The following is a 21,017-nucleotide window of genomic DNA, read 5'->3' as shown; positions in this document are numbered from 1 at the left end:
ATACTAATTCATAAAACGCGTATAAAAAAAACGGCCCCTAAGCATTGCCGGGGCCGTTTGCATTTCATAAAAGACTATTGCCTATTTAAAATCGTCGCTTGTCAAGCCGCTGTTTACCGTAGCGCCGGTTACTTTAAATTCGGTGGCTACACCACCAATAGCGGTTTTTTCGGTATATGGTATTTTTACGCCGGTTACAATGGTTTGGTAATTACTGTACACCGATGGGCTGCTGCCCGCCCCATCATTAACGCGTTTGATTTTAAAGCCGGTTTTTGGGTCGTAATATTGCCTTGCACGTACGCCTTCGGGGTTAGTTACCGTAATAAGGTAGGTTAGTTGCCCATCAACCACCTGCATTACGGGTGCCAGTTCAAGTTTATAACCTGTTTTATCGTAATCCAGCTCCGGGAATATGCGGTAGCGGTTGCGGATCTTCGGATTTTCTTCCTTACTTACCACCGCTGGGTTATTGAATTGTTTCAGCTTTACACTATCGCCGTTGATAACGATATTAGATAACACGAAGTTGTTATATGCCGGCGCAATGATATTCAGGTTGAACTTATCTGCCCCCTTGTATTTAGCAGTCATCTTGATATCCACCCCCTGGAACACACCGTCGGCTTTAACGGTAAGGTCGGTAATGTCCTTCAGTTTGCCTTCTCCGCCAACCGCGCTGATATAAGCATTGATAACATCTTTTGCCGTAACACCATTGGCAACCAGTTTGCCGCTCAGTGCATTATTATCAGGATTCACGTCAGGCAGTTCGTGGTCGGGGTCAAGAATAACGTACGAAATCTTCGAGGTGGATTTGTATGGGAATGTCCACGTGCCACCGCGCTGCCAAATTTCGGCTGGTAGCTTTACTGTTCCGCTTTTGCCGTTCTCTTCCATAATGAAAGCAGTTACCGGCAGCGCCATTTCGCCCAGGTTCTCTATGGTTATCAAAGAGCCTTTCGCAGCATCGTTATCGGTATAGTTTATTTCTTTTACAGCCTGGTCGAGCTTCCAGGTTTGCAGAAACCACTCGTTCCAAAACCAGCTAAGGTCCTCTCCTGCTGCGTTATCCATGCTGTGGAAGAAATCCCATGGCGTAGGGTGTTTAAAAGCCCAACGTTTGATATAGGTTTTAAATGCATAATCGAAGCGTTCTTCGCCCAGTATCTGTTCGCGCAGTATCATTAGCCCTTGTGCTGGTTTCTCGTAGGCAGCGTTGCCCAGGTAATCGCCCTGTATCACATCAGGCGTGTTCATGATGGCATCGGCATTATCGCTGAATATGTAAGATGCGCCACCCTGCACATCGTCTTTAGTGTAGTACTCACCTTTGTTGAATACCTTGGTATCCACCTTATTGATAAAGGTATTAAAGCCTTCGTCCATCCAGGCGTACTTGCGCTCGTTAGAGCCTACGATCATAGGGAACCAATTGTGGCCAAACTCGTGGTTGGTAACATCCCAAAGACCGCCGCCCTGGCTTTCGTGGCTACAAAATACAATGCCGGGGTACTCCATGCCACTTACCGGGCCGCCTACGTTGGTAGCCACCGGGTAAGTGTACTCAAACCATTTGCCTGAATACAGTTCTATAGATGCCTTAACATATTCGGTAGAGCGGCCATAAGCGCCTACGCCACCGCTGGCAATAGGGTAAACCGATTGCGCCAGTGCTTTTTTGCCATTAGACAGGTTGATGCGCGCAGCATCCCACACAAAAGCCTTGGATGCTGCCCAGGCCACGTCGCGTGAGTTTTTGCAAAAGAAATGCCAGGTGAGCGATGGCTTTTTAACATAGGCATTGCCAGCCAAAACTTCGGCCGAATCTTTTATCATTACCGTTTTATCGCTGGCTTTTGCCTGCGCAAGGCGTTTTAAAGCCGTTGGGGTAAGCACCTCCGTTGGGTTAATCAACTCGCCCGAACCCACCAGCACCAGGCTGGCCGGCGCAGTAATGGTATAATCGAAGTTGCCGTACTCCAGGTAAAACTCCGATGAGCCTAAGTAAGGGATGGTGTTCCAGCCGCTGATATCGTCGTAAACCTCCATGCGGGGGTACCATTGCGCAATATCATATATCCATCCCTGCGGGGTTTTCAGGCGGCCTGTGCGGTCGGTACCGTACTCGGATATATCGTAGGCATAATCAATTTTTATCTGTAGTTTGGCGCCGTTTGCCCTAAGGGTATCTTTAAGGCGTATCTGCATACGGGTATCGTTTACGATGTAATTGGCTTTCTCGCTTTTATTGCTGCTGCTAAGCGTTACCGCTTTTATTTCATAGCCTTTGGTAAAGCCGGTATTGGCAAAACGCCCACCGCCAACAACCGATGTAGCCTGCCCGCGCGAATCTTCGCGGTAGATATTCTGATCTGCTTGCAGCCATAAAAAGTTAAGGGCATCGGGGCTGTTATTGGTATAAGTAATGGTTACACTGCCCGTGAGGCGGTGTTTTAGGGTGTCGAGGGTTACGTCGATCTTATAATCGGCGCGGTTTTGCCAATATTTTGCGCCTGGTGCGCCAGAGGCTGAACGGAAGAGGGTGCTCCTATCCGGGTAAAACAAAGGGCTAAACACCTTGTGCTGATCGTACTTAGGTGCAGGTTTATCGGTGTTTTGCGCTTTTGCGCCTATAGCGCAAAGCATCAGGAGCAGGCCGAGGGCCTTTTGATAACTTTTCATTTTTAAGCAGTATGATTTAAAGGCTAATATATTGTTTTTTAACAAACGGGCACGTTATTATATAAACATGGCGTTAAATCCATGCCTATTTTTTATATTTTTGCACTAATGCAGTCATGCCACCAACAGGCATAACCGCTTTTTTCTTTTCCAAATAAATGGATATATCAGTTGTAGTACCGTTGTATGATGAAGTAGAATCGTTGCCCGAGCTTACCTCATGGATAAGTAAGGTGATGGCCGAGAACCGCTATTCGTACGAGATAATTTTAGTTGACGACGGCAGCAAGGATGGGTCGTGGGAGATGATTTTGAAGCTAAAGGAGGGCAATCCGCATATCCGTGGCATTAAATTCAGGCGCAATTACGGTAAATCGGCCGCACTGAATACCGGCTTCGAAGCTACAAAAGGCGATGTGGTTATAACCATGGATGCCGATTTGCAGGATAGCCCGGACGAAATTCCCGGCCTTTACCGCCGCATTACCGAAGATAAATACGATCTGGTATCGGGCTGGAAAGCCAAACGGTACGACCCTTTGAGCAAAACCATCCCCACCAAGCTTTTCAACGCGGCCACGCGCAAAATGAGCGGGATTGATAACCTGCACGATTTTAATTGCGGGCTTAAAGCCTACCGCAAGGCGGTGATAAAAAATATAGAAGTGTACGGCGAAATGCACCGTTACATACCAGTGCTGGCCAAATGGGCTGGGTTCACCAAAATTGGGGAGCAGGTAGTGGAGCACCGTGCACGTAAATACGGCAAAACCAAATTCGGTATGAGCCGCTTTGTTAACGGTTTCCTGGATTTGTTATCAATATTCTTTGTAGGCAAATTTGGTAAGCGACCGATGCATTTTTTCGGGATGATGGGCACGATTAGTTTTTTGACGGGCTTTATTATGGCAATATGGATAAGCAGCGAAAAACTTTATCTTATTGCACACGGACTTCACTATCGCGACATTACCGATAACCCTTTGTTTTATATAGCAATTGTGGCCATTATATTGGGCTCGCAACTGTTTTTAACAGGTTTCGTTGCCGAACTGGTATCCCGCAACGCGCCGGAACGCAACAAGTATCAAATTGAGGATACAGTGTAAATGTGCAGATGTGCAAATGACCGTCACGTTTAATACAAAAATTAATTCATCAGAGTAATTTATATCCATCTGCATATTTGCACATCCGCATATCTGCACATCTAACATATGTTTTTTTCCATTATCATCCCTTTATATAACCGCCCGCAGGAGATCGACGAATTGCTCGGTACGCTTACCCTGCAAACTTATAAGGCGTTTGAGGTACTGGTTATTGAGGATGGATCAACCCAAAAAGCGGGGGAAATAGTAGAGAAATACGCCGGTATGTTGGATATTCGATACTTCGAAAAACCCAATGAGGGCCAGGGCTTTACCCGCAACTACGGCTTCGAGCGGGCTAAGGGCGATTACTTTATCGTATTTGATTCGGACTGTTTGATACCAGTAGATTACCTGCAAATCGTCAACGATTCGCTGGAGACTAATTGGCTTGACGCTTACGGCGGGCCCGATGGTGCGCACGATTCGTTCACGCCCATTCAAAAAGCCATTAGCTACAGCATGACCTCCCCTTTCACCACCGGCGGCATTCGTGGCAATAAAAAAGGCATCGGGCAGTTTCATCCGCGCAGCTTCAATATGGGCATATCGCGTAAGGTGTGGGAAAGCGCAGGCGGTTTTATCATCACCCGCCTGGGCGAAGATATCGAATACAGCATTCGCATCCATTCGTTAGGCTATAAAATAGGCCTCATCCCCGAAGCTATCGTATATCATAAAAGACGCACAAGCTTTCTGAAATTTTATAAGCAGCTGCACTTTTTTGGCCGTGCAAGGATAAACGTGTACAAGTTTTTTCCCGATCAGCTAAAGGCCGTGCACTTCTTCCCGGCGATATTTACGCTGGGTTTATTATTCACGATTATAGCAAATTTATCAGGCTGGTTTATAGCTATTTTGTGTAATGTTATAGTAGCGCTTATTATTTTGTTGATATTTTTTCATGCCTTGTGGCAAAACAAATCACCAAAAATCGCATTTTTGAGCATTATTGCTGCCTTCACGCAACTGACTGCCTACGGGTTAGGATTTATACAGGATTATTGGAAGCGGGTTGTGTTAAAAAGATTTTAAGAACGTAGTATGTACCATCCATTTTCAGTTGCCGAGACCCTGAAATCCGCTTGGGATTTCCTGGTAAAAAACCTGGCAACCATCGTTGTTTATTCCATAATATCTTTGCTGGTGATGGGCATCTTCGGGTTTGCGGTTTACGTTTTTCGCGATGATTCTTTGATAGGTGTTTCCGGGGTATTTATATTGCTCATCATCATCAGTTACAATTTTCTGGCATTCAATAAGTTGATATTTAAGTTAATGGATAATGCCTACCATGAGATAAATATAAGCGAAATAATTCCAACCGTTAAAATGGTGGCCAGCTACCTTACCTTGCTACTTACCATGAGTGCGCTTACCGTTTTCCTGAGCAAGATGATTGAGAAAATGGACGAAAGCCTTTTTCAATATGTTTTGGGTATAGCGGTGGGTTATGTATCGCAGTTTTTCCTGCTTTTTTACTTTCCTTTATGCACCTGCTTTATAGTGGACGACCAATCGGGGCCTTTCGAATCTATATCACAAAGCTTTAAGCTTATCAAGGGGAATATCATTAAATATTTCATGTTGTTTGTTGTAGTAGAGGCACTTATCGTTATCGCTTCTTTCACCATCGTAGGTTTTGTTCTGATAATTCCTATCGTAAATATTATTCTGGCCATGACCTACCGAAAATTGGTTTATAGTCATCAGGATATTGACGATGATATTGCCGAAACCAATTAATTATGTGCCTGAAAGCAGTATTGAGTAAGGCATATGCCTTTTTTGTAAACCGGCAGCTGAACAATATCCGTCAAAATGCGCTGGCGCTTCAACAGAAAACCTTTACCGACTTAATACACGCCGCTAAAGACACCGCCTTTGGTAAAGATCATTGGTTCTCTGCGATAGATAATTACGAAGATTTTAAGAAGCAGGTTCCCATACGCGATTACGAGGACCTGCGGCCCTACATAGAACGCGTAACACATGGTGAAGCAGATGTGCTGTGGCCCGGCAAACCGGCTTACCTGGCCAAAACTTCGGGCACCACATCCGGCGTAAAATATATCCCCATCTCCAAAGAAAGCATGCCGCAGCATATCAAGGCAGCACGCAATGCATTGCTCAGCTACATCCACGAGACAGGCAAAGCCGGTTTTGTAGATGGCAAAATGATTTTCCTGCAGGGAAGCCCGGTGCTAAGCGAAAAGGAAGGGATCGCCGTAGGACGTTTATCGGGCATAGTGGCGCACCACGTACCGCAATATTTGCAAAAGAACCGCATGCCCTCTTACGAAACCAATTGTATAGAAGACTGGGAGCAAAAAGTTGATGCTATTGTAAAAGAAACTTTGAACGAGGATATGCGCCTGATATCGGGCATACCGCCATGGTGCCAAATGTACTTCGACCGACTTTCGGTAGCATCAGGCGGCAAAAAGGTGAAAGACATCTTCCCTAATTTTAAGCTATTCGTACACGGGGGCGTAAATTACGAACCCTATCGCGCCCGTATGGAAGAAGTGATTGGTGATAAAATAGATTCTATCGAAACTTACCCGGCATCGGAGGGTTTCATCGCTTTCCAGGATTTGCAGCGCGAAAAAGGCCTGCTGCTGATGGTGGATGCCGGTATTTTCTACGAGTTTATCCCTAGCGACGAGTACTTTAACGATAACCCAACCCGCATCAACCTTAAAGATGTGGAACTGGAGCGTAACTACGCCCTTATCTTGAATACAAGCGCCGGGCTTTGGGGCTATAGTTTGGGCGATACCATCAAATTCGTATCGAAGAACCCGTACAAAATTGTGGTGACGGGCCGCATTAAACATTATATATCCGCCTTTGGCGAACATGTGATAGGCGAAGAGGTGGAGCAAGCGCTAATGAGCGTAGCGGCAGCCGAAGGCGTAGACGTGATAGAGTTTACCGTTGCACCCCAGGTAACGCCAAAAGCTGGCGAACTACCTTACCATGAATGGTTTATAGAATTTGGAAACGAACCTAAGGATATAAGTGCTTTTGCTTTGAAAGTTGACGCCGCCCTGCAGAAGAAAAATATTTACTATTTCGACCTTATTGAGGGTAACATTTTGCAGCCATTGATCGTCAATAAGCTAAAAAAAGATACCTTTATAAACTACATGCGCAGCCAGGGAAAGCTTGGCGGGCAAAACAAGGTACCAAGGCTATCAAACGACAGGAAGATAGCGGATGAGTTAGTTTCATATATAAAGGAATAAAACCACCCGTCATTACAACGGGTAGCTAAATAACAATTATTGAGTACTCCAATTAAAAACATTGCCATACTTGGCTCTACCGGTAGCATAGGCACGCAAACGCTGGACGTTATTAAAGATAACCCCGGTCTTTTCCGTGCTTTTATGATAACAGGATTTACCAATTCCTATTTGCTGATACAGCAAGCCATAGCGTTCGTACCGGAATACGTCATCATTTGCAACGAAGAGAAATACGCGGAGGTAAAGGCCGCGCTGTCTCATTTGCCTATTAAGGTTTTGGGCGGATACGAGGCCATAAAAGATATGGTTACCCATCAGGATATCGATATCGTACTTACGGCTATGGTTGGTTTTGCCGGGCTGGAGCCTACAATCAATGCCATAAAGGCCGGCAAAGATATCGCCCTGGCCAACAAAGAAACGCTGGTAGTAGCCGGCGAACTCATTACCGAACTGGCGAAAGAACATAATGTAAAGATATTACCGGTTGATAGCGAACACTCGGCTATATTCCAATGCCTGGTGGGTGAAGAGAACAACCCGATAGAGAAGATTATCCTTACCGCATCCGGGGGGCCCTTCCGTGGTAAAACAACCGAGTTTTTGGCGGGGGTTACCCGTGAACATGCCCTTAAACACCCCAATTGGGTAATGGGCGCCAAAATCACCATCGATTCGGCATCTTTAATGAACAAAGGGCTAGAAGTTATAGAAGCCAAATGGTTGTTTGGCTTAGAGGCGGAGCAGATTGACGTTATCGTACACCCGCAATCTATCGTCCACTCGCTGGTGCAATTCGAAGATGGCTCCATAAAAGCGCAGATGGGCCTGCCCGATATGAAACTACCCATACAGTACGCCCTCTCCTACCCAAACCGCGTCAAAAACAATTTCAAGCGGTTCGACTTTGTGAACTACCCCAATCTTACGTTTGAGAAAGCGGATATGGACACCTTTCGTAACCTGAAGATGGCCTACGAGGCGCTGAACCGCAAGGGGAACATGCCCTGCATTGTGAATGCGGCCAATGAGGTAGCGGTAGCGGCTTTCCTAAAAAACGAAGTCGGATTTTTGGCCATGAGCGATATCATAGAAACCTGCATGGCCAGGATAGCGTATGTAGCACAACCCACACTTGCCGACTATTTGAATACCGATAAAGAAACACGCATATTTGCGCAAAATTTAATCATGCAAATGCCGTTAAAGGCATACGATTTTAACGAGAAATAACAACGAATGGATATATTGATTATGGTGGGCCAATTAATACTTGGTCTTTCGATTTTAGTGATACTGCACGAATTTGGGCATTTTATAGCGGCCCGCGCTTTCGGGATAAGAGTTGAGAAGTTTTACCTGTTCTTTGATGCATGGAATTTTAGCCTGTTTAAATTTAACTATAAGGGCGTTGAATACGGTATAGGTTGGCTGCCACTTGGCGGTTACGTAAAAATAGCGGGGATGATTGATGAATCGATGGATACCGACCAATTGGCTGGTCCGCCGCAGCCTCACGAGTTCCGCTCAAAACCGGCCTGGCAACGCCTCATCGTAATGCTTGGCGGTATTATCGTAAACATTTTCGTGGGTATATTTATTTTCTGGATGTTGGTGGTAAAATATGGCGAGACCTATACACCCAATGCCAATGCCAGATATGGTATAGTGCCGGGCGTTATTGGCCAGAAAATAGGTTTGCGGGCGGGTGATAAAATCCCGACCATAAACGGCAAAACGGTAGAGCGTTTCGACGACTTAAGCAACTCTAAAGTGTTGCTGGATAATACTGTATTGAACGTTGAACGTGGCAGCGAGCATCTCGATATCAAAGTGCCTTCCACAATTCTGAACGATTTATCTGACGATGGTATTGAAGATTTCATCAGCCGTGCGCCACGTAGCAAGTTCAGCGTAGATTCTGTTTTTGGCGATTCGAAAAAGGCGGGATTACAAAAGGGCGATAGCATTGTAGCTGTAAACGGCAAAAACGTACAGTTCTTTGATGAGTTCCAGGCATTATTGCAAGCGAACAAAAATAAGCAGGTACAGCTTTCGGTAAAGAGGAGCGACACCACCGTTGCCTTAACCGCCAAAGTTGACAGTACCGGGCGGATTGGTTTTTACCGCCCCAAAAAGGAAGTATTGGGTAACCTGGTTACTACCAAATATAGTTTTTTTGCCTCATTGCCAATTGGCGCCGCAAAGGCATGGGATATGTTCGCAAGTAATGCAAAGGGAATCAAGAAAATATTCTCGGGACAGGTTAAAGCCACTAAAGCAGTATCGAGCCCAATACGCATAGCGCAGATGTTTGGCAGCACTATTGATTGGATCCGCTTCTGGACACTAGTAGGCTTCCTCTCGATGGTATTGGCGCTAACCAACCTGTTGCCTATACCGGGTTTGGATGGTGGGCATACGGTGTTTCTACTCATAGAGATGATAAAAGGTAAACCACTAAGCGATAAATTTTTAGAACGTGCGCAGATCGTTGGGTTCGTATTGCTGATATCTTTAATGGTATTCGCCTTCGGCAACGATATCTTCAGGATATTTACCAAGCATAAATAGACATTTGCTCATTGTTAATTTAACCACAGCATTAGCAGTGAAGGCACATAGGCCGCAGAGATATAACTTTGCGGCCTTTGTATTTACTAATACACAGATACTTTGAGTGCTTGCGGTTAAATAGAAAACCCTACCCCGGCATCTGATATATCTGTATCAAATTACCGCAGGTGTCGTAAAACGAAGCGATAATGAAAGGTGCATCAAAATCGGGATGCGTTTTAAACTCAACGCCCAGCGACTTTAAGCGCTCGTACTCGCTTTTCATATCGCTAACATTAAACATGGTATAAGGTATCCCCTGCGCCAAGAGCGCGGCTTTAAAAGTTTTGGAAGCCGGGTTTTCGTCGGGCTCTAAAACCAGCTCCACGCCTTCGGGTGCCTCGGGCGATACAACAGACAACCACCGGAATTTCCCCATCGGGATGTCTTGCTTTTTGATGAAGCCTAATTTTTCGGTGTAGAATTGCAGGGCCTTCTCCTGGTCGTCTACTAAAATACTGGTTAAGGTAATTTTCATAAAGTATAATTATGCTGATGCCAAAGTATCTGTGTTTGTTTTCCTTTTCAAAATCAATGCGGTAATGGCCGAAACGATAAGCCCCACAGGGAAAATCTCCATGTAAGTGTACCCCGCAAATATGAACGGGTTATTGTAGGATACAGCAATGTCCTTATAATATTCGGTTTTTTCGGCAATTACGGCAGCACTGGCGTGGCTGGCACGTAGTGCTTGTATTTCTTTAGCGGTAAACCTGTCCATAAAATCGGGCATGTAAAAATGGTATTCTACTGCCCATGCAATTACATACATGGTAGAGCAGATGAGGCTGATGAGCAGACCAATTTTGAATGCTTTACCAAAGCTGATAACGCCGCCATCGTACTTATCCCGCTGGTTCTTTACGGCTACAAATATCAGCGAGAAAGCCAACAGCATGGCCGAATAGCCCACTACCATGCTGCCGCCCGAGTGCCCCGGCTGGTAACAGTAAGCCATACTGCCTGTCATAAAAACGGATATCAACAAGCCGCTTATCAATCCAAATACCCATACGTTCTTTTTCATGTGTTTTATGTTTTAAAGTTTATGGTTCAAAGGTGTATGTTCGGCTTGTCTTTCCCCTCATACTTTAGGGTGATTTTGGCAAAGGTGCCTGTTTTCATACCAAAGTACTATCCCAATTTTAGTGTATCAGGCTAAGCCGTTTGGCTTTTTCTATGGCTTGCGTGCGCCTTTCCACTTCCAGTTTCTCAAATACTTTAGATGAATGCGTTTTGATGGTATTGAGCGATACAAAAAGCTTTTCGGCAATCTGCTGGTTGCTTAGGCCTTCGGCCATCAGTTCAAGTACCTCCAGCTCGCGGCGGCTCATGCCTGTTTTGGCTAAGGCATTTTCATCGAACACGAATTCTCTGGTATTGATGATAACCTGTTTTTCTATCGTGATCACTTTAGGTTTGCTCAGTTTGAGGGCCAGCCAAATACCCAGGCCGGTAAAAATAAAAGCCACGATACCGGCGTAAATTTCAAAGGCGTGATCGAGGATAATAAACTGCCACTCCAGCCATTTCATTAACAGCAGCAAGGCCGCAAGCGACACGCCGTGGAGGATAACGGAACGATTTCTGGCCCAGAAGCTTATTGACATACGTTTTTGCATTCGTAATTTAAAAGTATGAAAAAGCAGGAAATTTACCGGAAAGATGCCGAAGAATTTATGATCGCTCAGTTTTGAATGGCCGGTTTGCTTTGCGTCACTTTTTGAAAGCGCGACTTTATCCGCAAAAAGTACCGCTCGAAACCGTAGTAAGAAATAGATGCGAGCGCAATCACCAGAACAAACGTGCCGGTATAGATGACGATGTTTTGCCACAAGAGACTTGCAGTTGGCAGGTAATTTTTTACAATATACAGCATCAGGAACAAGGGATATTTGTGTAGTAGATAAATACCGTAGGAGATTTTGCCAAAATACACCATGTATTTGTTGCCGAGGATAAGCTTGCTGCTATCCGGCTCGCATAAGCCTACCATCAGCAGGGCAGCTAAAAGCGCTATCAACAAATCGCCCTGCCCTATTTCTCGCTTGAGGAAAAAGTAGATGAACACTGCTAAACTTAGCAGCAAAGCTATCTGCAAATATCTATTGAACAGCAGGTTGAACCAATGCTGCAAGGCAAATGAAAAACTTTGATGTTTGGTGTTGTAGTACAATACCGCCACAATGGCACCAACCATCATATTATCAAAGCGGGTAAAGTAAAGAAACTGGTTCAGTTCGCCCATGAAATCGCTGTGCAAGCGATAGTGCCGCACTACCAAATTGATCGCCACCAGCACCACTAAAATCCCCAGCAAGGTATAAAGGATATGCTCCGTTTTCTTCCGCCGGAAAATGTGGGGATGGAAAAGGTAAAACTGCTCCTCTACGCCAATAGACCATATAGGGTCGAATATATAAGGCAGTAATTTAAGGCAGAACGCCAGGTTCGGCAACAGGAAAATACTCAGCAAAAGGGCCTTTGGCGAACCCTGTGCAGGGTAAATGAAAAACCCGATGATAATGACCAGGAAATACAGCGGCCATATACGCAACACGCGCCGTATATAAAAATGCTTGAAAGATACGTTGCCAAAACCACGCCTTTCTTCCAATAATAAATAGCTGATGAGGAAACCGCTCAGTGTAAAGAAAAGCGTTACCCCCACCTTGCCCAGGTTCTTAAAATCCACCCAATCGGTATTTTGTAGGCCTTGCAAGCCCTTATGGAGTTGTATATGCGATAGCACCACCATCAGTGCGGCTATAGCCCTCAGCCCATCCAAATTGGCGAAGTAGACATATGCTTTTTTGGATGCCTGAGGTGCTGTATCGCCCATTAAACAGTGTGTTTTTTTGTTTGCAGACCAACCGCAAGCGTGGCCGTAAAATTATTAGTGCAGGTTGCTATATCAAATTCATATTCAAATGCCTGGCATGCCCGGGTTATGATCATCAGGCCAAAATGCTCGGGCAGGTTGCGTATCTCCCCGGCATTCGGTTTTATGTTTTCTTCTATAAAAAACCTAACGCGGCGGCTGTTTGCCAGGCTGCCTTTCAGGTTGCAAATACCATCGCCATAAATGGTGATACTGCGCCCGCCCTGATGTACACCCGGCAAAGGCCATTGATAAAGTGCGCCCTCACTTCTTATAACCAATGCTTCCCCAATATCGCTTTTTTTGATGATAACTTTGTCTTCTGCGGCAATTACTTCTAATGTGCACTCGGCTGCACCGCCGTGTTTAATGGCATTGGTCAGCAGTTCTATCAGCACCATCCTGGCCTTTTGCGCAGTTTCCTCGTCTATGGCTACCTCATTTTCGATGTGGCCCAGTATCTCCATGGTTAGCGGATAAAGCTGTTCCGCCTTGTTGCCGAAAACAAATTTGGATGTTTCCACTACTGGCATGTTAATGGTTTTGCAGTGCTTCAGCCGCGGTTGCATATATTTTAAACGCCTTATCCAGCCGTATCAGTTGAAAAAGCCCCAGTACATCTTTGTTTAGTCCGCATACGACAATCTCGGCTTTGTTGGTAATCGCGTGTTTAAGCGCCGATACCAACGCGCCCAAAAAAGAGCTGTCTACATAAACTACCTTTTCCAAATCTACCACTACGTATTTGGCACCGCCATCTATTAGGGCAAGCAGCTCTGCCTTAAAAGTATCGGCTACCGTTAGGTTGGCTTCTTTAATTTCTACGCGTGCTGTTACGGCATCTGCGTGCAATTGGGTCTTTAATATCATCCTGCTGTTTTTTGTAAAAATATTAAGCTGCAATCATCAACCTGGTTATTTGCTTTATCGGCCAGGAACGTGCTTTTCTTGAATTCGTCAAAAGGCATCCCCAAATAGGGCGATACCGCCGCCTCGAAAGCTGCATAATCCGTCTTTTTGCCACTGGGCGTTTCGGTATCTATCAGGCCATCGGTAAAAATAAAAAGCTGGTCGCCAATACCGGGCGTTATTGCTATCTCATCGAAATCGCCGTCGGGCATCAGCCCCAGCAACATCCCGGCCGAACGCACTTGCGATACTTGCTTGTCCTTAGCGTTATAATAAAGCAATGGCAAATCTCCCGCGCCGGAGTATTTCAGCGTTCTCTCTTCATTATCCAGCAAAACCAGCGATAAGCTCGAAAGCACATCGCTTACCACCGGGTCGTGGTACACTACGGAGTTTATTTTTTGCAGGATGCTCCTGGTAGAGAAGTTTCCCTCGGCAATGCAAATGCGCACCGCTGCACGTATATAGCTCAAAAAACCGAACGAGAAATACCAGGCTCCCCACTTCTTACCCATCACATCACCCAACACAATGAAGGTGTACCGACTATCTATCGCTATAAAATCTATAAAATCTCCGCCCGGATAATTCTGGAAAGGCTTATGCCAGAAATCCGCTTCAAAACCCTTCATCATCGGTAAGGTCTTGGGTACCGAATGCAAGTTAAGCGACATGGCAGCCTTGCTCAGTTCTTTAAGCGTACGTTCATGCTGCTCGCGCACGGTGTTCAAAAAGTTATTTATCTTGCTCACCACCACGGCCACCGGCGTATCTTTCAGTATATAATCTACAGCATCCAGATTTATACCTTGCAGCATTAGCTGGTTATCTACCTCGCTGGTAAGGAACATGAATGGAATGTCTTTATATGCTGTGTGGGCCAATAGTTGCTGGCGAAACAGGAAACCATCCACATCCGGCATATGGTAATCAGACAGGATGATATCCGGTAACTGCTGTTGCAGCAACTGTATTGCCTGCTGCGCAGATGCTGCCTTCATACACTCGAAGCCCTCTTTGCTCAGCGCGCGGCCCATCATCTCCAGCACCAAAGGGTTATCATCAACCAATAATATTTTTTTGGATACAGGCATCTGTTAGGTTTAAGCGCCCGGCTTTTTAATAACCGTGCTGAGGAACAAATATATGCCTGTAAATACAATAAGCAAAGATATGATATCCATTATGGTTACGCCATCGTTTGGGTTAAAGTAGAATACCGTGAACATTTCGAAATAAGGCGGCGCGGGCATAATAATCATGGCCATGCCTAAGGTTATCATGATAACGCCGATGATTACGACGACCATTTTTTTTAAACGCTCGCGGGTGATGAACTTTTTGGTAACATTGCTATCCAACTGATGCTGCGATAGCAGGTATTCGAAACTATTGAGCAGTTGCAGCCTGTCCTGGTTGGTATCTATTTCCTTAAAAGCCTCTATCTTTTTGGGCAGCGATGCGGCATCGAAAGCATTGATTACTTTTTGCTGTATGGCCTTCATACGGTCGGCATCCATCCCGCCTTTGCGCAGCAAAAGCATCAATTCCTCTGCCTTGGCATCAAGCAGGTCCGTATCGTTTGTGAGTTGTTTATCGTCCAAAGTGAATTTTCCTTATAAAATGCCTAACTTTTGCTAATATTATAGCGTAAAACACACAACAAAACAATTGCATGAAAAGGGTTTCCGTAGTTACCATCAATTTCAACCAGGATAAGATAACAGAAGAGCTGTTAGATTCTATCGCCGAAACCAACACCTACGAAAACTTAGAGGTAATAGTGGTGGATAACGGCAGCACTGTAAACCCCGTGCCCAAATGGGCACCCAAATACCCCAACGTTAAATTTATACGCTCAGAAGCCAATTTGGGTTTCTCCGGCGGCAATAATATCGGCATAAAACCGGCAACCGGCGATTATTATTTTTTGGTGAACAATGATACCGAATTTTCGCCCGGCCTGGTGCAGAAACTGGTAGACGTACTGGATACGCACCCCGAAGTAGGCATTATATCCCCCAAGCTGGTTTACGATTTCGACCGGAGCCTGATCCAGTACATGGGTTTTACCCAGGTAGATTATTATACCTGCCGTAACCAGGCCATTGGTAAAGGTGAAAAAGACACCGGCCAATATGATAATTTTTTAGGCCAAACCGGTTACTGCCATGGCGGCGCTATGATGGTAAAACGCGAAACCTGCGAAAAAGCCGGATTGATGGCCGATAACTTCTTCATTTATTACGAAGAGGTAGATTGGGGAGAGCGCATCAACAAATCGGGCTACCAGGCCTGGGTGCACGGCGGCGCGGTAATTTATCACAAGGAATCGATGACGGTGGGTAAAAACAGCCCTTTTAAAGAATACTTTATGAACCGTAACCGCATCCTTTTCATCCGCCATAACGCACCTGCTTTTAAGGCGTTTGTATTCTATATTTATTTCGTGCTGATGGTGGTACCACGCAATATCATCACCTATATAAAAGATAAGCGATATAATTTCATCGGCATACTTTTCCGCGCGGTGTGGTGGAACATCACGCACAAAAAAACCAGTACCGAATTAGGCTACACTATCAATAAAGTTTCATGAAAATTGCATTCTGGCTCAGTATTTTCATTGCCTTCTACACCTTTGTTGGGTATGGTATACTGCTGTTTATCATCATCAAGATAAAACGAGCGGTAAAAGGCCGTAAAACACCAACCGACACCGCCGACGAACTACTTCCGTATTGTACCCTGGTGGTTGCAGCTTATAACGAGGAGCATTTCATTAGCCAAAAGATTGAAAACAGTCTGGCGCTGAATTATCCCGCAGGTAAACTGAAGCTTGTTTTCGTTACGGACGGTTCATCTGACCGTACTGCCGAAATCATAAGCCAGTACCCACAGATACAACTTTTGCATCGGCCCGAACGCGCCGGTAAAATTGCCGCTGTGCATCGCGCCATGGAATATGTGGATACCGAAGCGGTGGTTTTTACCGATGCCAATACCTTTTTGAACTCCGAAGCCATCAGAAAGATATGCCGGCACTATGCAGACCCGACCGTGGGCAGCGTTGCCGGCGAAAAACGCGTGCAGATTGACGCTAATGCCGACGCCAGCGCTGCAGGTGAAGGCTTTTACTGGAAATACGAATCGGCCCTGAAAAAGTGGGATTCGGAACTGTACTCGGTGGTGGGTGCTGCGGGTGAATTATTCAGTGTAAGGCGCAGCCTGTACCAGGATGTGCCGCCCGATACCGTTTTAGATGATTTTATGATATCGATGCTGATAGCCGCCAAAGGTTACCGCATTATTTACGAACCGGAGGCCTACGCGCTGGAAACCGCATCTGAAAACGTTGCCGAGGAACTGAAACGCAAAATACGTATAGCCGCAGGTGGCATGCAATCTATACTAAGGTTGAAGCCTCTCCTATTCTCTTTAAAATATCCTCTGCTATCGTTTCAGTACGTGAGCCATCGCGTATTGAGGTGGACGGTGACACCCTTCTTTTTGATACTGGCCCTTATTACCAACTTTGCCCTCGCCTTTGCCGGGCAAGGCTTCATATACCAGCTTTTATTTGCGGGGCAGGTATTTTTCTACTTGCTGGCATTCCTTGGTTTTATGATGGAGAAACGCCATATCCGTGTAAAGGCACTGTTTGTTCCCTATTACTTCTGCGTAATGAACTATGCGGTTTTGGCGGGCATCATCCGCTATTTCACCAAAAAACAAAGTTCGGTTTGGGAGAAAGCGCAACGGAAGATGTAGTGGAGATAAGCGGCACGTTATCCCACAAATCCGCAGGATAATATTACTGAATTTTGGGTATCTATGATTCCAAAATTCAGTAATTCATTATTGGGTACTCTTTAACCCCTATTCCAATACTTCGTAAATGGTAACCGCTTTGGCTTTGTTCTTGAGGTTTACTTCGCCTATTTTTTCGCAGCTGAACGATTCCTTGGCTTTATGGAAAGTTTCTTCGGAGATGATGATCTGGCCCGCTTTTGCAGCCGATTGCAGGCGCTGCGCCAAATTTACGGCATCGCCTATAACGGTATAATCCAGTCGCTTTAACGAAGCCGAGCCGATATTGCCCGATATCACCTCGCCCGAATTGATGCCAATGGCAATCTGTGGCCGGTATTCTTTATCGCCTGCGTGCACAGCAGCCATGCCGGCAATATGGGCGCGGGCGGCAAGCGCGGCATCAATGGCCCTATCCAAATGGTAATTACCACGAAAAACAGCCATTACGGCATCGCCCATAAATTTATCTACGTGGCCGCCCTGGGCTACTATTTCTTTTACAATATGATCGAACAGGTTATTGATGAGCGTTACCACAGTATTAGCCGGTACATTCTCTGTAATGGCGGTAAAGCCACACACATCCACAAACATAATGGTGGCATCGATGGTTTCGTTCTTTAGCAGGCTGCTTTCAAACTCCTTATGCGTCATGAAGTTGAGTACGTTCTCATCCACATACATCTTCAGGATGTTGTTCTCTTTGATGGCCTTGATGGTTTCCTGCAGTTGTTTCACATGGAGAATGGTTTTTTCCATCGTAAGGTCCAGGTCTTCAAAATCTACCGGCTTAGTTACAAAATCGAAGGCACCGCGGTTCATGGCCACACGTATATTTTGCATATCGCCATAGGCCGATACCACTACCGCCTTTACCATTGGGTTTGCCTCGGGCAAACGGCTTAGCAGGGTAAGCCCATCCATTACGGGCATATTGATATCGCTGAGGATAATATCCAGATCGGGATGCTCCTTTACTCTTTCCAGGGCCTCTTCGCCGTTTTGCGCGAATACAAATTCATAGATATTCTCCCTTATCTTTTTCCTGAACTTTTGTTTTACCAGTAGTTCCAGGTCTGCCTCATCGTCAACTACTAATATTTTGGCCATTATTACTCGGTATAGGTTTTTAGTTTTTCTTTTAACAGGTTAAAATCCAACGGTTTGGTTAAAAAGTCGTTAGCACCTTTTTCCATCGCCTGGCGGTGGTTCTCTTCGTCGCCATAGGCCGTTATCATCATTACCACCGGCGGTGGCGGACTGTGAAAATCCTCGCGGATGTGGCCCAGCAATTCAATGCCACTCATACCTGGCATATTGATATCACTAAGAATAAGCACCACTTCAGACTGCTTCTGATGCAGGTAATTCAATGCCTCCTCGCCCGACTGGGCAAAGTTGAATTCTATTTCGTTGTTTTTTATCTCTTTACGGAAACGTTGTAAAAAAAGCGGCTGAACGTCCGCCTCATCGTCTACTACCAATATTTTCATAAGCTGTGTAAATATACCTCTTTTAAGTTGTAGCCGGGATGGAAATTGTAAATTCCGTGTACTCCCCCTCTTTACTTTCTATCTCAATTTTGCCGCCATGTGCTTTCACAATGATATCGTAACTGAGCGACAACCCCAGTCCCGTGCCTTCGCCGGTTGGCTTGGTGGTGAAGAAAGGTTGCAGTATTTTATCTTTTATATTATCCGGTATACCGATACCGTTATCGCGGACGATGGCCCCCCAGCCACCTAAAGGTGGAGTAAAAGTTTTTGTCGTGATTGTTGGCTTATAATCCGGGCCGGCAGTTTTTTGCTTTTGTTGCACGGCGTAGAAAGCGTTGGTGAACAGGTTAAGCAACACCCTGCCAATATCCTGCGGCACAACATTTACCAGGGGCAGGTTTTGATCAAAATCCGTTATCAATTCGGCGTTGAAAGTTTTATCCCTCGCTCTTAGTCCGTGGTAGGCCAGGCGCAAGTACTCGTCTGCCAGTTTATTCATATCAGCAAGTTCTTTTGCGCCGCCTGTAGCACGGCTATGCTGCAGCATGCCTTTTACGATGCCATCGGCACGCTTGCCGTGATGGTTTATTTTTTGCAGATTTTGGGTAAGATCGCCCGCTATGTCTTTTACATCATCAATGTTCCCAGCCTCTACTTCTTCCACCAATTCTTCCAGCAGTTCTATGCTCACTTCAGAAAAGTTGTTGACGAAGTTAAGCGGGTTTTGTATCTCATGGGCTATGCCGGCCGTTAGTTCGCCCAGCGAGGCCATTTTTTCGGATTGGATGAGTTGGGTTTGGGTTTGCTTCAAATCTGTTAACGACTGGTGCAATTCGGCTGTACGTTCTGTTACCTGCTGCTCCAATTCAACTTTCTGCGAGGCAATGAGTTCCAGCCGCTCGGCCTCGTGCTCGCGGGCCTGAACTTCGCGTTCCAAAGCTTCCTGCAACACCTGCTTTTGCAGGGTTTGGAAGCGTTGTATCATCTTCCAAAGAAATATCACCACCAGCCAGTAAAAGAAAAACAGGGTGATATCGCCGCCATGTGTATACAAAAACATGACAAAGCCGCTTTTAGTAGAGGCTATCCGGTACACTACATCTGCAACGATATATACAATGCCGATGAACAGGAAAGGCAGTGCGGTTATAAGCTTAAACACCTTCTCCTGCCGGCTTTTAAACAGGCTGAACGATAATATGATGAATGAGTTTATCAGAAACAATGCAGATATGCTGGCTATTAGTATAGAAAGCCCAACGTTCCCTACTGTCCAGTTGGTTAACACCGGTATAGCCGCACCAAAAATACCATAGCTGAGGTAATTACTGAATTTATACCATCGCGGATAAAGGGAGGGCGCATCGTAAAATACCGAGAGAAACCGCCATAAGAAAAAGCCGCAAAACAATGCAGGCAACGTATTATACCGAATAAGCACCGGTATTTCTTTCAAAAAGATATCGTAAATAGGCATATTGCCGGCCAGCAGCACGTAAAAAAAGCCGAACAGGGCAAAATACAAGTAAAGTTTTTCGCGGCTTACCGTATAAAAAAACAGGTTTACCAACGCGGCAATGATCATTATACCACACAAAAAAGATAAGATGCTTACTTCCTTTAGCCGTTCTTCATAAAAATCTACCGCATCCTGTTGCTCATTTTTTAGTACCTTAAATGCAGGTGCGTCTGAAATATGTTTGTCAAATCTAAAGTCTATAAAATACCGTGTGTAAATGGCAAGTTTTGCACCCGGTTGCAAGGTAAAGACGGCCTGGTCGAAACGCTTCAGACCAGAGCGCTGCGACCAGGGCACAGCATCACCTATTATTTTATGAATAACTGCTCCTGCACTATCTACGGCGTAAACATCCATACGGGATACCGATGCGGGGACGGCAATACTTAAGGTTTTGTTTAACGTATTCTTTAAGACGAACGTGCGCCAGTAAACATTGATGCGAAAATCGCTTATAACGTAGCCTTCCTTTTTAACGGGCTGAAACTTCATTGCCCTCACCTGTTCGAAAGTAAGTTTGGCAGAAGAGTCTGCAAGCATACGGTAGTATTGCACATCATTACTGGTAAAATGGGCAGTATCCGTTTTAATCAAATAAACCTCGGGCAAGTTAGTTTGCGCACGTATACCCAAACCATAAAAAATAAAAAGCAGGCACAACAGGTAAGGTTTTCTCATATGTAAAGCAAGTAT

20 protein-coding genes are annotated in these 21,017 nt (G+C 45.4%); 8 read left to right on the top strand and 12 right to left on the bottom strand.

The features are described from left to right. Window positions 1-81: 81 nt before the first annotated feature. On the bottom strand, window positions 82-2,685 hold the full coding sequence (locus E2R66_RS04195; protein ID WP_204985859.1) for a M1 family metallopeptidase: 2,604 nt from the start codon (window positions 2,683-2,685) through the stop codon (window positions 82-84). Window positions 2,686-2,843: 158 nt separating this feature from the next. On the opposite strand from E2R66_RS04195, the gene E2R66_RS04190 reads away from it, so the two are divergent. The 6 genes from E2R66_RS04190 to rseP all read left to right on the top strand — a co-directional run bounded on the left by E2R66_RS04190 (window position 2,844) and on the right by rseP (window position 9,664). Beyond that, window positions 2,844-3,794, top strand: a complete 951-nt coding sequence (locus E2R66_RS04190; protein WP_133226990.1) for a glycosyltransferase family 2 protein — start codon at window positions 2,844-2,846, stop codon at window positions 3,792-3,794. A gap of 108 nt (window positions 3,795-3,902) precedes the next feature. Then, window positions 3,903-4,871, top strand: coding sequence for a glycosyltransferase (locus E2R66_RS04185; protein ID WP_133226988.1), 969 nt, complete (start codon window positions 3,903-3,905; stop codon window positions 4,869-4,871). A 9-nt stretch (window positions 4,872-4,880) separates the two neighbouring features. After that, window positions 4,881-5,582: a hypothetical protein gene (locus tag E2R66_RS04180; protein WP_133226986.1), complete on the top strand. Its 702-nt coding sequence runs from the start codon at window positions 4,881-4,883 to the stop codon at window positions 5,580-5,582. Between the two features lie 2 nt (window positions 5,583-5,584). After that, a complete protein-coding gene (locus E2R66_RS04175) occupies window positions 5,585-7,087 on the top strand; it encodes a GH3 auxin-responsive promoter family protein (protein ID WP_133226984.1) in 1,503 nt (500 codons plus the stop codon). A gap of 39 nt (window positions 7,088-7,126) precedes the next feature. Beyond that, window positions 7,127-8,323: a 1-deoxy-D-xylulose-5-phosphate reductoisomerase gene (locus E2R66_RS04170; RefSeq protein WP_240049229.1), complete on the top strand. Its 1,197-nt coding sequence runs from the start codon at window positions 7,127-7,129 to the stop codon at window positions 8,321-8,323. 6 nt (window positions 8,324-8,329) lie between these two features. Continuing rightward, complete coding sequence (gene rseP, locus E2R66_RS04165; RefSeq protein ID WP_133226982.1) at window positions 8,330-9,664, top strand: RIP metalloprotease RseP; 1,335 nt, start codon at window positions 8,330-8,332, stop codon at window positions 9,662-9,664. Window positions 9,665-9,794: 130 nt separating this feature from the next. Here rseP and E2R66_RS04160 read toward each other — a convergent pair whose 3' ends face one another. The 8 genes from E2R66_RS04160 to E2R66_RS04125 all read right to left on the bottom strand — a co-directional run bounded on the left by E2R66_RS04160 (window position 9,795) and on the right by E2R66_RS04125 (window position 15,100). Then, window positions 9,795-10,184: a VOC family protein gene (locus E2R66_RS04160; protein ID WP_133226980.1), complete on the bottom strand. Its 390-nt coding sequence runs from the start codon at window positions 10,182-10,184 to the stop codon at window positions 9,795-9,797. A 9-nt stretch (window positions 10,185-10,193) separates the two neighbouring features. Then, window positions 10,194-10,733 (bottom strand): DUF4199 domain-containing protein, encoded by a 540-nt coding sequence (locus E2R66_RS04155; RefSeq protein ID WP_133226978.1) that lies wholly within the window; start codon window positions 10,731-10,733, stop codon window positions 10,194-10,196. Between the two features lie 118 nt (window positions 10,734-10,851). Beyond that, on the bottom strand, window positions 10,852-11,316 hold the full coding sequence (locus E2R66_RS04150) for a helix-turn-helix transcriptional regulator (RefSeq protein WP_133226976.1): 465 nt from the start codon (window positions 11,314-11,316) through the stop codon (window positions 10,852-10,854). A gap of 77 nt (window positions 11,317-11,393) precedes the next feature. Further along, entirely contained in the window at window positions 11,394-12,548 is a 1,155-nt protein-coding gene (locus tag E2R66_RS04145) for an acyltransferase family protein (RefSeq protein WP_133226974.1), read from the bottom strand. Beyond that, on the bottom strand, window positions 12,548-13,120 hold the full coding sequence (locus E2R66_RS04140; protein ID WP_133226972.1) for a hypothetical protein: 573 nt from the start codon (window positions 13,118-13,120) through the stop codon (window positions 12,548-12,550). Before E2R66_RS04140 ends, E2R66_RS04145 begins: the two co-directional genes overlap by 1 nt. A gap of 1 nt (window position 13,121) precedes the next feature. Next, window positions 13,122-13,457, bottom strand: a complete 336-nt coding sequence (locus E2R66_RS04135; RefSeq protein ID WP_133226970.1) for an STAS domain-containing protein — start codon at window positions 13,455-13,457, stop codon at window positions 13,122-13,124. Continuing rightward, window positions 13,454-14,590, bottom strand: a complete 1,137-nt coding sequence (locus E2R66_RS04130; protein WP_133226968.1) for a fused response regulator/phosphatase — start codon at window positions 14,588-14,590, stop codon at window positions 13,454-13,456. The genes E2R66_RS04135 and E2R66_RS04130 overlap by 4 nt, the downstream gene beginning before the upstream one ends. A gap of 9 nt (window positions 14,591-14,599) precedes the next feature. Further along, a complete protein-coding gene (locus tag E2R66_RS04125) occupies window positions 14,600-15,100 on the bottom strand; it encodes a hypothetical protein (protein WP_133226966.1) in 501 nt (166 codons plus the stop codon). Window positions 15,101-15,171: 71 nt separating this feature from the next. Between E2R66_RS04125 and E2R66_RS04120 the strand changes: the two genes are divergently transcribed. Together E2R66_RS04120 and E2R66_RS04115 are read left to right on the top strand one after the other, a co-directional pair. Next, window positions 15,172-16,095 carry a glycosyltransferase family 2 protein gene (locus tag E2R66_RS04120; RefSeq protein WP_133226964.1) on the top strand — a complete coding sequence of 308 codons (924 nt, stop codon included), beginning with the start codon at window positions 15,172-15,174 and terminating at the stop codon, window positions 16,093-16,095. Next, on the top strand, window positions 16,092-17,267 hold the full coding sequence (locus E2R66_RS04115; protein WP_133226962.1) for a glycosyltransferase family 2 protein: 1,176 nt from the start codon (window positions 16,092-16,094) through the stop codon (window positions 17,265-17,267). Before E2R66_RS04120 ends, E2R66_RS04115 begins: the two co-directional genes overlap by 4 nt. 108 nt (window positions 17,268-17,375) lie before the next feature. On the opposite strand, the gene E2R66_RS04110 is transcribed toward E2R66_RS04115, so the two are convergent. The 3 genes from E2R66_RS04110 to E2R66_RS04100 are packed head-to-tail and all read right to left on the bottom strand — an operon-like array spanning window position 17,376 to window position 21,002. Next, a complete protein-coding gene (locus E2R66_RS04110) occupies window positions 17,376-18,419 on the bottom strand; it encodes an adenylate/guanylate cyclase domain-containing protein (protein WP_204985857.1) in 1,044 nt (347 codons plus the stop codon). Window positions 18,420-18,421: 2 nt separating this feature from the next. Next, window positions 18,422-18,802 carry a response regulator gene (locus E2R66_RS04105; protein ID WP_133226958.1) on the bottom strand — a complete coding sequence of 127 codons (381 nt, stop codon included), beginning with the start codon at window positions 18,800-18,802 and terminating at the stop codon, window positions 18,422-18,424. A 22-nt stretch (window positions 18,803-18,824) separates the two neighbouring features. Then, complete coding sequence (locus E2R66_RS04100) at window positions 18,825-21,002, bottom strand: sensor histidine kinase (protein ID WP_133226956.1); 2,178 nt, start codon at window positions 21,000-21,002, stop codon at window positions 18,825-18,827. Between the last annotated feature and the right edge of the window lie 15 nt (window positions 21,003-21,017).

Origin of the sequence: Mucilaginibacter psychrotolerans (assembly GCF_004519315.1) — a bacterium.
GTDB lineage: Bacteria > Bacteroidota > Bacteroidia > Sphingobacteriales > Sphingobacteriaceae > Mucilaginibacter > Mucilaginibacter psychrotolerans.
This window is presented reverse-complemented; position numbering and strand designations above follow the sequence as displayed.

Coding starts and splice junctions, on each gene's coding strand:
- E2R66_RS04100 (WP_133226956.1), bottom strand. CDS start 21,002: ATGAGAAAACCTTACCTGTTGTGCCTGCTTTTTATTTTTTATGGTTTG.
- E2R66_RS04160 (WP_133226980.1), bottom strand. CDS start 10,184: ATGAAAATTACCTTAACCAGTATTTTAGTAGACGACCAGGAGAAGGCC.
- E2R66_RS04175 (WP_133226984.1), top strand. CDS start 5,585: ATGTGCCTGAAAGCAGTATTGAGTAAGGCATATGCCTTTTTTGTAAAC.
- E2R66_RS04145 (WP_133226974.1), bottom strand. CDS start 12,548: ATGGGCGATACAGCACCTCAGGCATCCAAAAAAGCATATGTCTACTTC.
- E2R66_RS04130 (WP_133226968.1), bottom strand. CDS start 14,590: ATGCCTGTATCCAAAAAAATATTATTGGTTGATGATAACCCTTTGGTG.
- E2R66_RS04120 (WP_133226964.1), top strand. CDS start 15,172: ATGAAAAGGGTTTCCGTAGTTACCATCAATTTCAACCAGGATAAGATA.
- E2R66_RS04155 (WP_133226978.1), bottom strand. CDS start 10,733: ATGAAAAAGAACGTATGGGTATTTGGATTGATAAGCGGCTTGTTGATA.
- E2R66_RS04140 (WP_133226972.1), bottom strand. CDS start 13,120: ATGCCAGTAGTGGAAACATCCAAATTTGTTTTCGGCAACAAGGCGGAA.
- E2R66_RS04190 (WP_133226990.1), top strand. CDS start 2,844: ATGGATATATCAGTTGTAGTACCGTTGTATGATGAAGTAGAATCGTTG.
- E2R66_RS04110 (WP_204985857.1), bottom strand. CDS start 18,419: ATGGCCAAAATATTAGTAGTTGACGATGAGGCAGACCTGGAACTACTG.
- E2R66_RS04195 (WP_204985859.1), bottom strand. CDS start 2,685: ATGAAAAGTTATCAAAAGGCCCTCGGCCTGCTCCTGATGCTTTGCGCT.
- E2R66_RS04185 (WP_133226988.1), top strand. CDS start 3,903: ATGTTTTTTTCCATTATCATCCCTTTATATAACCGCCCGCAGGAGATC.
- E2R66_RS04180 (WP_133226986.1), top strand. CDS start 4,881: ATGTACCATCCATTTTCAGTTGCCGAGACCCTGAAATCCGCTTGGGAT.
- E2R66_RS04150 (WP_133226976.1), bottom strand. CDS start 11,316: ATGTCAATAAGCTTCTGGGCCAGAAATCGTTCCGTTATCCTCCACGGC.
- rseP (WP_133226982.1), top strand. CDS start 8,330: ATGGATATATTGATTATGGTGGGCCAATTAATACTTGGTCTTTCGATT.
- E2R66_RS04135 (WP_133226970.1), bottom strand. CDS start 13,457: ATGATATTAAAGACCCAATTGCACGCAGATGCCGTAACAGCACGCGTA.
- E2R66_RS04115 (WP_133226962.1), top strand. CDS start 16,092: ATGAAAATTGCATTCTGGCTCAGTATTTTCATTGCCTTCTACACCTTT.
- E2R66_RS04105 (WP_133226958.1), bottom strand. CDS start 18,802: ATGAAAATATTGGTAGTAGACGATGAGGCGGACGTTCAGCCGCTTTTT.